Source organism: Companilactobacillus sp. HBUAS59699, from assembly GCF_036913575.1.
Lineage (GTDB): Bacteria > Bacillota > Bacilli > Lactobacillales > Lactobacillaceae > Companilactobacillus.
Window position 1 is genome coordinate 301,955 of sequence record NZ_JAYKTV010000002.1, and the last position, 13,682, is coordinate 315,636.

Genomic DNA, 13,682 nt, shown 5'->3' on the forward strand with positions numbered 1-13,682 from the left:
TTATCCCTTAATTGTTAACATAATTCCAAATAATAATAACAACCCATAAACATACTTGACCATAGATGCACTGTCGATCTTAGTGCTGACCCAATTCGAAAATGGTATTAGAACAAACAAAAACGGTATTGTGATCAAGACTAATTTAACGACTTCCATATTCCAAAATCCTGAGATCATCTGGCTGGAGACAACTATTACACTTACGCACATAAAGTGTGATTGTAAAATTCCTCTGAATTCATTGGCAGACCAATCTTTCAAGGTTCCATAAATAGCCACTGCAACTCCATGACTATCAAAAGCACTGCCCAAAATTCCGGAGAATAATCCAAAAAGATAATCCCAAATTTTTGAGTGCAGTTTTAATTGAATCATCTGACTTCGCATAGTTCGAATCAAACTGTAGCTACTATATATCAATAAGAAGACACCTAGAATACGGCCCACTGTACTGACATCGATATATTTGACCAAGATTATTCCCACTGGCACACCGAATAAGGATCCGATGACTAATCGTTTAATAACTGACCAATTGATCTCAGAACGATATTTAAATGTCGCTGGTATGGCCACCAACAATCCAATGAAGCCAATCAATGCCGTTGAGGTTTTCAGATCAAACGAGATCAGCGCCAACATTGGCATTGCTACCAAGGCGTCACCAAATCCAAAAACAGTTCTGATAAAAGCACCAAATAACATTACTGCAATCACAATAACAATGGTCGTACTCAAAATATGCCTTCTTTCTCATTACTCACTATTTAATTTTACACAAAAAAAACGAATCTAAACAGATTCGCTTAATTACAATCACATTCTCCAGGTACACAATTACAATTGATTTCTGCAACTGCCTGTTTATGATCTAACTTATCTTGGATCTTATCGATATCATCCTGAGTCAATTCTGATTCATCAATGATATAAGCCACTGCTGAACCAACCTTTTTAGCACAGACTTGATTGAAGAACTTTTTAGATGCCAGATCAACTGTCCGACTTTCATCCATGACTGCTGAATAAATAAACTTATTGCCATCTTTTTCCGTCTTGATAATTCCCTTATCAGTTAATCTGTGCAAAAGTGTCTTGATCGTAGCCGGCTTCCAATCCATTGACTCGCCTAAAACATTGATCAATTGCCGTGATGTAACAGTATCTAGTGCCCAAATGACACGCATGATCCGCCATTCTGCATCTGTAATGTTGATATTTGTCGTCTCTAGCATAATTATCACTACCTTTAAAGTTAATTCTACCAGTGAGATTATATTTCAACAATAAAAATTCTTACTCTAAATTGTCATTTCAGCTGATTGAAACATTAAATATACTGCCGATAACATATGTGATGACACTTGTGGCAACACCGATGCAGATATTCCGTAATACTGTTTTTTTCGTCGAAATATCAGTATTGGCAGTACTGACAATGGCATTCAATGTCAAAGCGATGACCATAGCTACCGCCGTATTAGCAACACGCCACTTGTCAGTTGACACGCACATTGCAATCAGCGGAATTATCGCCCCGAGAATAAAAGAACAAAATGAAGCTGCCGCAGCGTGTAGCGGTACTAACATATCTTCTCGTTGGATTTTGGTCTTAGTCCTCTCCGATTGAGATTCGATTTTTTTCTCTTGCACATCATGTTGTGTACTGACAGACATCCATTCGCCACCAGCCATTGAGCAAGCTCCTGCTAGCATCCCTGAAATACCAGTTATCAACAAAGTATTGTTGTCAAAGTTAGCACCGGCAGCTCCCAGCACGATTCCTGACACTGAGATGATTCCGTCATTGGCGCCTAGAATTCCGGCTCTTAAAACATTTAGTCTGTCCCAAAAATGATTTTTAAAAAATGACCTTTTTATAATTTTTTTCATGTAACCGTACCCCTATGTATTAACTACACTATACACCATTGGAATATTACTAACTTATATCAATTTAATTTGTTTAATTTTTTAATGCCCCTTCAAAAAAAGACCCACGAAAATCGTGGGCCAACATAATTATTTAATATCATAATCAACTGGATTAATTTCTTTTGAAGCTGGTTTCAAGTGGAACATTCCTCTGAAGAAGACCACGAGAAGGATTACCACTCCAGCTGTAAAAATAATATCTGGAACTGAACGAGCGATCGTCAAGCCCATGATAACTGGATCTTGGTAGAAGCTGGCCAAACGTGCATGCCAGTATCCGTGTTCCAGTGCATCTTTCAATTGCAAGAAGCCCATTGGCATTAGAGTAATGAAGGTCATACCGGCTAAACCGATATTCATAACAATACATGCCCACTTGATCCACTTCTCAACTTTTTTCGTCCAGAACTCTGGTTTCGTCAAATGACGCATGGCAAATAGCATAATAGCGACTGAGAAGAAACCATAGACACCAGCCATTGAACCGTGAGCGTGTGCTGAAGTCCATTGTGTTCCGTGTTCGAAATAATTAATGGCTGGAGCATTGATCAAGAATCCTAATGCTCCCGCACCGATAGCATTCCACAATCCTGTAGATACTAGGAACATGAATGTACCCTTGTATGGGAAATCCATCGAAGAATCTTTGTACACACGGTAATGTGTATAAGCTTCCCAAACTAAGAGACATAGTGGGATAACTTCTAGAGCTGAGAAACATGAACCTAGTGCTAACCAGATCGAATGATCACCTTCCCAGAAATAATGATGTCCCATTCCGACAACACCAGTTCCTAGTAAGAGGATCAATTGGAAGTACAAAGCTCTAATTGTCGATTTGATCGTAGTCAACTTCATATCAACCATCAAATAACCGATCAAGATAACCGCAAATGATTCGAAAATACCTTCAACCCATAGATGGACGATCCACCATCTCCAATAATCCGCAAAGGTAACGTGTGAATTAGGCAAAATAAATAATGATGCAAGGTAGAAAGCTGGAATAGCGATCGATCCGCAAAGTAATAATTGTAGTAATCGTGAACGGTCGAGATTCTTTTTGATCTTAATTGCTGGCAAGAATCCACGCAATAAAATAATGACCCATAGAACCATACCGATGATGAAGAGAACTTGCCAGAACTTACCCATTTCAGCGTATTCCCAACCGTAGTGACCAAACAACCACCACTTGTCGTTGATGATACCGAGTGTTGAACCCCACTCACCAAGCATCGAACCACCGACAACAACTAGCAATGCATAGAACAAGATATCAACTAATAATCCTTGACGCTTAGGTTCACGACCGATAATACGGGGAGTGATATAAATTCCCGTAGCTAACCAAGCCGTAGCGATCCAGAAGATAACTAGTTGCAAGTGCCAAGTCTTAGCTAAGTTAAATGGCCAGATGTTTTGTAGCGGAATCCCAAAGAAGGAATTCTCAACATAATAGTGTGCTAGCAGTTCACCTAATAATACTTGTACGAAGAACATCAGCATAACGATCAAGAAGTACTTCGCAGCCTTTCTCTGTGAACTAGTAATAGGCTCATCTGTCTTGATACCCTTGATATCTGTGAAATCTTCAGCATATTGCATATCAAAGTGATACTTCTTATAAACGTAGATCACCAGACCGACTCCAGCGACTAACAGTGCCACTGACATAGCAGTCCAAACCATCGCATCTGATGTCATAACGTTGCCGGCATCAAGATCATATGGCCAATTATTAGTGTAAGAATATTGTTGTCCTGGTCGATTAGTTGATGACAACCAGGCACCCCAGAAGAAGAAGTAAGTCAGTTGATCGACTTTGTCCCCGTTCTCCATGAAGTCATTCGTCATATTCTTGATCATGTTTTCAGGTAAGCCCGCTTCATCGGGATTGTTCTTAAAAACATGACGATAGTATTTCGTTAAATAATTCAATCCAGAAACCTGTGCATCAGTTAAAACTAACTGATTTGTCTTGGCGTTGTAACGATTCTTACGAATTTCTTCCTTCACAACACCTTTGATACCAGATTTTTGTTCCGTCGTAAGAGCTTTGAAATCTTTATCAAAGTTCTTCTTGGCATAGAATTCATCCATACCTTTTAAATAAATATGTAGTGCTTCAGCTGTGTAGTCCGGTCCAAAATAAGTACCATTTCCTAAATAAGTACCATAATCGGTTAGACCGTATTTTTCAAAAACAGCTTGACCTGATACCAGCTCACCCTTAGTGACAACTGTACTACCAGATTCATTAACAATCTTAGATGGACGAGGTGCTTCATTCTTGAAGATCAAAAGTCCCCCGGCAATTAAAATCGAGAAAGCGATGACTAAAACCCAAAGTAAAATCTTATTTAGCTTCTTGTAAGAAGTCATAAAATTTCCCCCTACTTACAGTTTTTAATCAGCTCCTTGATCGTTACCAATTCATTTTGGTTGTTATTAAATTCTGAAAAGACACGTGCTTTAGTAAATAATTCTGACGTCTGATCACTTGGACCATTGACGGCACAATCATTAATGGCTAATTGAGCATATAACCGAGCAATATAATATGTCACATGATTATCAGAACAAACCTTCACACCATAGTTAAGTAGCGTGTTGGCCGTCTCATAATCTTTTTGATTGGAATAATAAATTGCACAATAAAAAATAATACTGATGTAACGCCAGATCTGTGTGACATTCTCGATCGACATCCCATAAATATCATTAAATACCTTACTGAAATAATATTCACTTTTGGCGGAATCCTCTTGTTTGGCGTACACCATCCCCATACCTGTGTATGCTAGAAAAGTAAAGATAGTCTTCCCATCTGAATCCAAACTAGTCAAAATTTGATTAAAATCGAACACAGCCTCAAACAAGTCACCGTTATCCAAAACATTCAAGTAACCTTTGAGATAGTAATATTGCATCAACGCATCATTATCATCCTTAAGGAGACTCTGATCGATCTTATTAATAATGTTCCATGATTCCTTGTACTCACTAGTAATCAAATTAAACTCGACATTATTCATCGACTTAACAAGCTTCTTAGAAGTACTGTCATTAACGCCCATGACATCGTCTAACGACAAGTCCAAACGATTACATAACTGAATCAAGATCTTTAATGACGGAATCTTTCCATTATTTTCAAATTTGCTTAAAGTTGCTTGAGTACAAATACCATTACTCAATTCCTTCTGTGACAAACCTAATTGTTTTCTTCTATTCACAAAACTCTGTATGTTCATAAGAACACCTCTATATAAAATATAAATATCTTCATGAATAGAATTATATACTCATCTACCCCTCCTTGCCATAATAACTAAAATCCCTGGTAAGTATCAAAACTGATTATACCCTTATACTAATAGGCTTTATCAATTTTGTAAATACTATTTTATATAAAAAATATTCCAATAATATATATAGTTGCTTTTTCACAAGTGTCTTTGATAGCGATGCCAGATGTTTTGGTTTTTCAATTGATAAGATTGTGAAATAAAAAAATATTCTAATTAGTGTTCCGCTTCCGGTCAGCAGTAATTCCATCTGTAGCAGGACCGATCTGAGCCAAAAAGCGGTCTCAGATCTTGCCTTCTTGCTTTGCATAAACCGCAAATCAATAAGGACGTCCAGTGCTGTAAATGTGGGAAAACCACCCCCATTAACACCACTTTTGCTACTGATTCCATTACTACTGCCCTCCAGCTAAATTCGCCTATTAAACAAAAAAATAGAGTATCTCATAAATTACGAGACACTCTATTGAGTTTAAAAGTATAAATAATTGATAACTACCATGTTACCACCTACTAGCAGTCAAACAAAAAACTAGCTGAGGATGGATAACAATGGAATCAGCCGTGATAGTTTACTTAGCAATTCATCGCTTAGTAAACTGGACGACTTGGAAGACTACAGGCTTCCAAGCGAGGCCGAAGACGAAGACTAAGGCCGGTCCCACGGCAGATGGAATTGTTGTCCATCCTCAGCGGCATCACCATCCAACTACTAATCAGCCTACTTATTCTTCAAATCCTCAATCGAATTAATATTCTTCATATATTTAGGAACTGCAAGTCCAACCTTAGCACCCTTCAAATTAGGTCCCAAATCTTCAAAGCGTCCCTTGTAATCTTTGTAGTACAATCCTGAAGTCTTGGGCAACCAGGCACTAACTTGTGCATCAGCAGCTTTCGTAGCGATCGATGCCCAAACCGGTTGTTGTTCCATAGCTTGGATCGTAACTTTATAACCTTGATCACGTAATACCTGTGCGACAACATTAGTTGAAGCAATTTCAGAATCCCAGGCAACGTAAGTCATCTTCAGTGACTTACCGTGAACCTTCTTAACACCCTTAGTCCACTCATCAACTAACTTCGGATTGGCTTTGATCCATTCCTTAGCAGCTTTTTTAGGATCCATTCCATTATTGACCTTCAACATAACTTCTGACATTTGAGCTGGTTTCCAGTGGAAACGGTCCAAAATCGTATATGCTTCAGGTTCATCCTTCTTCAATCCTAATCGTACAATGGTATGAATACTTTCAGCTTTACCATAAACATTTTTAGGATCTTTTAAGAATTTAATGGGAAACTTAGTAAACATCCAATGTGGTTGCCATCCGGTAACAACGATTGGCCGTTTCTCTTTGATAGCTTTGTCCAGAGTACTTGTCATAGCAGCAGTTGAACTAGTCTGTAATTGCCAGTTCTTGTCACTCAAGCCATAGTCTTTCAAAGCTGTCTGAGTAGATGACATAATACCAGCACCGGCATCAATACCAGTGATCGTATAGTTGATCTGTCCACCAAGCTTCTTACTACTGTCATATGGTTGCGTCTGTGAACTACATGCGGTGATTAATGGAATAATCAGTAATGCTACAAAGAAAACACTTAAATATTTTAATTTTTTCTTCAAACAATCCCTCCTATCCTCTCTTATGATCACGTGTCAATGACTGTGTAAGTCTGTCCAAGATGATTGCCAAGATAACAACAGCAATACCAGCAGCAAAACCGCCACCAGCATCGTTTCTACCCACGGCAAAGTAAACCTTAGTACCAAGACCCATAGCACCGATCATTGATGCAGTAACAACCATAGATAATGAAAGCATCATACTTTGATTGACACCAGCCATCAAACTAGTCTTAGCTAATGGCAATTCAACCTTAAATAATTTTTGCCATTCAGTTGAACCGAATGAATCCGCAGCTTCGATCAATTCACTAGGAACTTCACGAATACCCATATTAGTCATTCTAACTGTTGGTGGCATCGCGAAGATAACTGAAGCAACAATACCTGGGACCATACCGATACCGAATAGGGCAACAGCAGGAATCAAGTAAACGAAGGCGGGCATTGTTTGCATGAAATCAAGGATTGGTTTCAAAATTATTTCAGCAATGCGACTCTTCGACATCAATATTCCTAACGGAATACCGATAACTAACGCAATCAAACTAGAAGTTAAAACTAGTGTTAAAGTTTGCGTCATATCACGCCAGAAATCCAAGTTCCAAATCAATAATAAACCAAAGAATTCAAAACCTAGTAGACTCCAACGTTGGTCATCTCGATTGACATAATAAGTTAATGCCAAGATCAAAACGATAAATAGCCAGATTGGAATAAGATCAAACACCCATTGAAAGGCATTGTTGATCCCACCGATAAAATTAGTTACACCATTAAAGAATCCTGTGAAGGAAACTAACCAGTCAACGAAACCGTCGATCCAGTGAGCTAATGGTATTTGTGGAATGTTATTCAAAATCGCTCACCTCATTTCCTGCAAGGGCACCAAGTACGGCACCACGAACAATAATACCTTTGAGTTGTCCATCATCATTAACTACCGCAAATGGAATACCCGTTTGAGAAATATCATCCATCAAGTCATTGATAGGTGTATCAACGTGAGCAGTCGGTACGTCAGACTTAACGATCGATCTAAGATCACTGCTGTCCTTACGTACCAAGCCAATAACATCATTAGCATCAACAATACCAACCAAATTACGTTTATTATCAACAACGTAAGCAGTTGAAACTTCATTATTCTTCATTCGTTTCAAGGTCAATCTTGGACCAGCCTTATCAATATTGATCGTAACTGGACGGATCATAACATTACCAGCAGTAAGAACCTTACTACGATCAACGTTCTCAATGAATTCTTCAACATATTCATTAGCTGGATGTGTCAAAATATCTTCAGGCGTTCCGGTTTGAACGACTTCACCATCACGCATGATCATAATATGATCACCCAACTTCAAAGCTTCGTTCAAATCATGACTGATAAAGATAATTGTCTTATGCAATCGCTCTTGAATATCCAAAAGCTGATCTTGCATATCAGTTCTGTTCAATGGATCAAGCGCTGAGAAGGCCTCATCCATCAATAATATTTCAGGATCATTTGCCAAAGCACGAGCTAGACCAACACGTTGTTGCATACCACCAGATAATTGATCAGGATACTCATCGTTATAACCTGTAATACCAACTTGTTCCAAAGCCTCATTAGCTTTTTTCTCACGTGTCTCTTTGTCGACACCTTGAATTTCTAATCCATATTCAGCGTTTTCCAAGACTGTTCGGTTAGGAAGTAATCCGAAGTTTTGGAAAACCATACTCATTTTTTTACGACGTACTTCACGAAGTGACTTCTTATCCATCTTCATCAAGTTCTCACCGTCGATCAATACTTCTCCGTCTGTCGGTTCGATCAAACGATTGATCATACGAACCATAGTAGATTTACCACTACCGGACAGACCCATAATTACGAATATCTCACCGTCATTGATCTCAAAATTTGCTTGATCAACACCAACAGTGGCACCCGCTTCTTTTAGAATTTCCGATTTGGTCTTGCCTTGCTTAATTAGTTCTTTTGCTCGACCAACATGCTTACCAAAAATCTTAGTTAAATTTTTAACCTCAACTTTTACTGTCATCAAATCCCCCATTCTTGGAATAGAGTGAAAGTTCTTTTCACCCGCATATAAAAATATTTATGCGTAACCTCATTAGATAAAATCAGCTCTCGAGTAAAGCAATGCTATACTCAGGAGCTAAATGTCAAAATACTACTTAAATTCTTTGATTTTTCAATTAAAAACACTACTATTCATAAGGCAAAAATAATAGCAACACACATATTACCGTAACAAACACAGTTGATTTTTGCAAACTATGTGTACTCAAAATGCCCGCACACGGGCATTTTAGAGTTTTTTTCACAAGTGTGTATATACTACTACAATACGATTTACAAGGCTTTCAATTTAGTTATCAAAAAAAATAAAAAAAAGAAGATACTGAGATTCCACTTTTAGTGTGGAGATCTCAATATCTTCTCACGGGCATGCACTGTTTTTGAGGGGGGAAACAGTACTACGGAAAAGGTATTACGGTTTACTTCCCTTACCTGCCAGGCTTGGGAAGTTTTAAAAATTCATATTATTAGCCCACTTCTTAGTTAAGAAGTAACTATTCATCTTATAGTTAGTCTTACTTGGGTCCGCATTCTTATCCTTATAGTAAGGTTCTAGATGCTTATCTAAGAGTAACCAACCACGCCATCCCATATGGATCGTATCTTCAGCGATGTAGTTAGGATTCTTCTCGTGAGTCAAATCGACTACATTGTTGAAACCTTGAGATTTAAGTTGATAAGTTATCTTCTTACTAAAGTTAGCCAATGAATTCTTCGGCATACCAGTATATTTGATCCACTTAGGATTTACTGGTTGAATAACAAACATTACTTCAGTGTGACTTTGATTGAACATGTAGAGCATGGCTTCAAAGTCATTGTATTCAGGTGACTGATTGTAATTAACTTTGGTGTGAGCATTCTTATATCTGTGAATTCTTCTATACAATTGTTTTTTGTAGAAGGAATCACCGATTTGCAGATCATTCTCACGCGAATGTCTCTTCGCCATTTTCACAGCTAGTTTGTTTAAATCCTTGTAATCGTAATCATCAGGCAATTTAGAGGCTGCTTTGTCGATTTTGTCTTGATGATCATTCAAGGAGATCGTGCCGAACAAGGCATCTTGATTCTTCAAACTATTTCTAGTTAGATTGCCAATATACAATCTTTGGAAGCTAGTGATCTGCTTACCGTCAGCAATTCTCAACAAGGCATTGGTCTCAATCGTTCCTAAACTACTGTCTAGACTAAGAATTCGATTGGCAATATACTTATTCATCTTCTTATCACCATGGTTAGAATTACTGATGAATCCCGTCAACTGTAGTGGTGATAGGAAGTATTTGAATGCATCTGAAGGTACACCTTTCTTCGTAAACCACTGTGGTGAAATAATAACGACAGCTTTTTTATTCTTCAAATTACTCATTCCACTGACATTCAATGTCTGTGTCAGCGATGCCGTACCAGGATTACCTAGTAGAAACGGCTTATTCTTCCAATGGTACTTTTGTGCCATAGAAGACGGATGGAATGGGTCCATTCTAGAAAGTTCAGATGATCCGATAATAGGAATGTAATTTTCTTTTTCGGCCGCATTCTTAACACTTTCACCTTTGAGTACTCTGACATCGAGTGAAGTCGAAGCCTGATCTATCTTATGTGAAGTAACTGTTTTGAAATTAATCGGAGTCCATAAAAGAATAAACAACGCAACAATCGCAACTATTACAGGTCCAAAAATCATCCATAACTTTTTTTTCATAGTTTATTCCAATTCTTTTACACGTTCTGAAATTTTGTTAATTGTTGACCATTGTGAACGATCAAATTCTGAAACAGGGACTTCAATTCCAAATTGGTCCTGTAATGATACTAGAACTTCAACTGTTGCCATTGAATCTAGGATGCCAGTTGCGAATAGATCTTGATCAGCGTCGTTGCCAATATTGTCCAAGCCTGTTACGTCTTTTAGAATGTCGATAATTTTTTGTGTGATTTCCATAATGAATACTCTCCTTTAATTAGCTAAACCATAATGTGTTTAAAAATCCTGAGAAAATTAGGAAACTGAAGCAAACTACGTTGAAAGTTATGAAGATTGCTAGAGCCTTTGTAAATTTGTTGCTAGGGATCTGTTGACGATGTCTCTTCTTGTATCTCAACCAAGCATCGTTGATGATCATCGCACAGGCGTGAAAAATACCATATACGATGTAGTACCAAGTTTCACCATGCCAGAATCCCATAATCAGGAACAATGTTACATAGCCCAGATTGGCCATTGTGATCCTATTCTTGATCCATTTTTTCTTCATCATCATGAAGATCAAACGCATGTAGATGAAATCTCTGAACCAGAATGATAGTGTGATATGCCATCTATTCCAGAAGTCCTTGATGTTAACTGATTTGAATGGCTGTTTGAAGTTCATAGGTGTTTCTACACCCATGAAATTACTGATGGCAACCGCAAAGAGTGAATAACCAGCGAAATCAAAGAACAGATACATACTATACGTGTACATGTAAGCTACTAATGCCCAGGAAATTCCTAATGGTGCTTGATCTCCGTATGACAGTGCTAGTATCGAAACTTTCGGTAATAACAATGTTCCGAAGAAGTATCCCAAAATGAACTTATAAACTAATCCCAACATCAATCTGTTAGTACCAGTGTGTAGTAGTTCCAAGTACTTTTCACGACTCGGTACTTTCAGTACATCTTTTTGAAAACGACGGAAACGATCGATCGGTCCAGATGAAATAGTTGGGAAGAATAGTATGAATCTAACGAACTCAGTTGGTTTGATCTCTTTGATCGTGCCATCACGAAGTTCCATAATAATCTCGACAACTTTAAAAGTTAAATAACTTATTCCCATGAATGCGAACAAGGAAATCGTCGCATTCTTTAATAGCGGATCTAACTTTACAAAAACCAGTGGAATAATCGCTAAAACTACCGCCGAACTGAATACCCAAAAGTTATTGTGATTCTTTCGATAAAACTTGTATGCAAAGACAACAATCATTTCAAATAGCACATAGAATATTAACGAAATACCTTGCCTAGCATCACCTCCGAAGAATGTGATGGCTAGAATTATTACTGTTGCAAAGAAATCATAGATTCTGAAACGTTTGCCGTATAGTAAACCGATGATAATAGGAAGTAGAAGTACAAATAGATAGATGAAATAATGTGGCGAACTGTAAGGTGTGATGTCATGCATTAATCTCGCCTATTAGTGCCTTTCTATCAATCTTTCCATTTTTACTGATCGGCAATTGTTCTACAAACTTCAATACGTTCGGAATCATATAATCCATCGTTGTTGTCTTTAACTCATTCTTGATCTCAGAATTCAATTCAAGCTCGTCAACCGTCTTGAACTTGTCTTCCAAAACAATATGAGCAATCATCTTACTTACTTGCTTCTTATTGTTATATAGCGGAACTGTACAAGATTGCTTTACTTGATCAAGATTACCTAGCATCGAATCTACTTCTTCTAGTTCGATACGATAACCGTGCATCTTGATTTGGAAGTCGGTTCTTCCCTTGTAAAATAGCAATCCATCCGGTGCTTCACTGACCATATCTCCCGTGTGATAGAAAGTCTCACCGTTGATAACTTCAAAAGCCTTCTCAGTCTGAACTGGATTATTCAAATAACCTTTAGAAACATCCGGCCCACTTACCAGCAATTCACCGGTTAGATAACCATCGTCACCCTTTTCGAAATTATAAATAATGTGATTCATGTTGGACTTCAAGTATCCAATTGGTAGTCGATCGTATTTTGCTAACATCTCATGATCAATCAGGATCGAAGTAATAGCGACAGTATTCTCAGTTGGTCCATAAGTGTTATAGAGCTTGGCCTTAGGAAACTTCTTTAGTAATTTAGTTGCTGTCGCATGTGTCAATTCTTCGCCACAGAAAATGAATTTTTTCAGTTTTGGCATATTCAATCCATCGAAGCCTCTGAATAATAAGCACATTTCAAAGAACGATGGTGTGGAGATCCAAGTGTCAAAATCTGATTCTGTAATAGCGTTTTGTAGTTTACCAAAATTCTTAGTTGTATCTTTATCAATAACTGTCAAAGTCGACCCATTAGTCAATCCCGGATAAATATCAAAGACAGAAAGATCAAACGAGAATGGTGCCTGTAACATGAGATTGGTATCTTTTGTATAATCAAACTTACTATTTACCCAATTGATAAAATCAGCTAAATTGTTAGTAGAAATTTGAACTCCTTTAGGAGTCCCAGTCGTACCAGAAGTAAAAATAATGTAAAAATCATCTTCTGGACCGATACTCTTATTAGCATCGTAGATATCATTTTCAGAATTCATTGCTTCGATCAATTCTTCTTTTGAAACGATCGGTGTCTCAATTCCAAAATCTTCAACATCACTCCAATTTAGAACTAATGATGGATGTGCAACTGAATCGATCTGGATAATACGCTGTGGATCTGAGCCGTCATCAACTGGAATATATGGGTGTCCGGCCTTGATTGCTCCAAGGAACATCACAAGCATTTCAAACTGCTGCCCACCATATATCACGATTGGGCTCTTCTTAGGCAAGAACTTATCTTGTAAAAAATTAGCAATTCGATCAGATTTTTGTCCTAAATCACGATAAGTTGCTGTTACTGACCCGTTTTGGTAACAGACTTTATCGGGTGATTCGTTTATAACATCCGTAATCTTTTCAATAATTGAATTCATGACTATTCCCTTCTCTCAA

Annotated in this window: 13 protein-coding genes; 1 reads left to right on the forward strand and 12 read right to left on the reverse strand. The window is 37.8% G+C overall.

Going from position 1 to position 13,682, the window contains the following annotated elements; all coding sequences use genetic code 11:
• The 5 genes from U8519_RS05135 to U8519_RS05155 form a co-directional block, all read right to left on the reverse strand.
• Entirely contained in the window at positions 1 to 741 is a 741-nt protein-coding gene (locus U8519_RS05135; protein WP_334329235.1) for a sulfite exporter TauE/SafE family protein, read from the reverse strand.
• Positions 742 to 809: 68 nt separating this feature from the next.
• Positions 810 to 1,238, reverse strand: a complete 429-nt coding sequence (locus U8519_RS05140; RefSeq protein WP_334329236.1) for a CopY/TcrY family copper transport repressor — start codon at positions 1,236 to 1,238, stop codon at positions 810 to 812.
• A 79-nt stretch (positions 1,239 to 1,317) separates the two neighbouring features.
• On the reverse strand, positions 1,318 to 1,896 hold the full coding sequence (locus U8519_RS05145; RefSeq protein ID WP_334329237.1) for a VIT1/CCC1 transporter family protein: 579 nt from the start codon (positions 1,894 to 1,896) through the stop codon (positions 1,318 to 1,320).
• A gap of 129 nt (positions 1,897 to 2,025) precedes the next feature.
• Positions 2,026 to 4,323, reverse strand: coding sequence for a nitric-oxide reductase large subunit (locus U8519_RS05150; RefSeq protein WP_334329238.1), 2,298 nt, complete (start codon positions 4,321 to 4,323; stop codon positions 2,026 to 2,028).
• Between the two features lie 11 nt (positions 4,324 to 4,334).
• Entirely contained in the window at positions 4,335 to 5,195 is an 861-nt protein-coding gene (locus tag U8519_RS05155) for a helix-turn-helix domain-containing protein (protein ID WP_334329239.1), read from the reverse strand.
• Between the two features lie 606 nt (positions 5,196 to 5,801).
• Between U8519_RS05155 and U8519_RS05160 the strand changes: the two genes are divergently transcribed.
• Positions 5,802 to 6,002: a hypothetical protein gene (locus tag U8519_RS05160; protein ID WP_334329240.1), complete on the forward strand. Its 201-nt coding sequence runs from the start codon at positions 5,802 to 5,804 to the stop codon at positions 6,000 to 6,002.
• Here U8519_RS05160 and U8519_RS05165 read toward each other — a convergent pair.
• The 7 genes from U8519_RS05165 to dltA all read right to left on the reverse strand — a co-directional run bounded on the left by U8519_RS05165 (position 5,971) and on the right by dltA (position 13,663).
• Entirely contained in the window at positions 5,971 to 6,879 is a 909-nt protein-coding gene (locus tag U8519_RS05165; protein ID WP_334329241.1) for a glycine betaine ABC transporter substrate-binding protein, read from the reverse strand. The two genes, U8519_RS05160 and U8519_RS05165, sit on opposite strands and share 32 nt — an antisense overlap.
• A gap of 10 nt (positions 6,880 to 6,889) precedes the next feature.
• Positions 6,890 to 7,738 (reverse strand): ABC transporter permease, encoded by an 849-nt coding sequence (locus U8519_RS05170; protein ID WP_334329242.1) that lies wholly within the window; start codon positions 7,736 to 7,738, stop codon positions 6,890 to 6,892.
• Positions 7,731 to 8,930: a quaternary amine ABC transporter ATP-binding protein gene (locus U8519_RS05175; RefSeq protein WP_334329243.1), complete on the reverse strand. Its 1,200-nt coding sequence runs from the start codon at positions 8,928 to 8,930 to the stop codon at positions 7,731 to 7,733. Before U8519_RS05175 ends, U8519_RS05170 begins: the two co-directional genes overlap by 8 nt.
• A gap of 492 nt (positions 8,931 to 9,422) precedes the next feature.
• Positions 9,423 to 10,679 (reverse strand): D-alanyl-lipoteichoic acid biosynthesis protein DltD, encoded by a 1,257-nt coding sequence (gene dltD, locus U8519_RS05180; RefSeq protein ID WP_334329244.1) that lies wholly within the window; start codon positions 10,677 to 10,679, stop codon positions 9,423 to 9,425.
• A gap of 3 nt (positions 10,680 to 10,682) precedes the next feature.
• Positions 10,683 to 10,919 (reverse strand): D-alanine--poly(phosphoribitol) ligase subunit DltC, encoded by a 237-nt coding sequence (dltC, locus tag U8519_RS05185; RefSeq protein ID WP_442892121.1) that lies wholly within the window; start codon positions 10,917 to 10,919, stop codon positions 10,683 to 10,685.
• Positions 10,920 to 10,938: 19 nt separating this feature from the next.
• The gene (gene dltB / locus U8519_RS05190) at positions 10,939 to 12,150 is read right to left on the reverse strand and encodes a D-alanyl-lipoteichoic acid biosynthesis protein DltB (RefSeq protein ID WP_334329245.1); all 1,212 of its coding nucleotides are present in this window, start codon (positions 12,148 to 12,150) and stop codon (positions 10,939 to 10,941) included.
• Positions 12,143 to 13,663, reverse strand: a complete 1,521-nt coding sequence (gene dltA, locus U8519_RS05195) for a D-alanine--poly(phosphoribitol) ligase subunit DltA (RefSeq protein WP_334329246.1) — start codon at positions 13,661 to 13,663, stop codon at positions 12,143 to 12,145. Before dltA ends, dltB begins: the two co-directional genes overlap by 8 nt.
• Positions 13,664 to 13,682 lie beyond the last annotated feature (19 nt).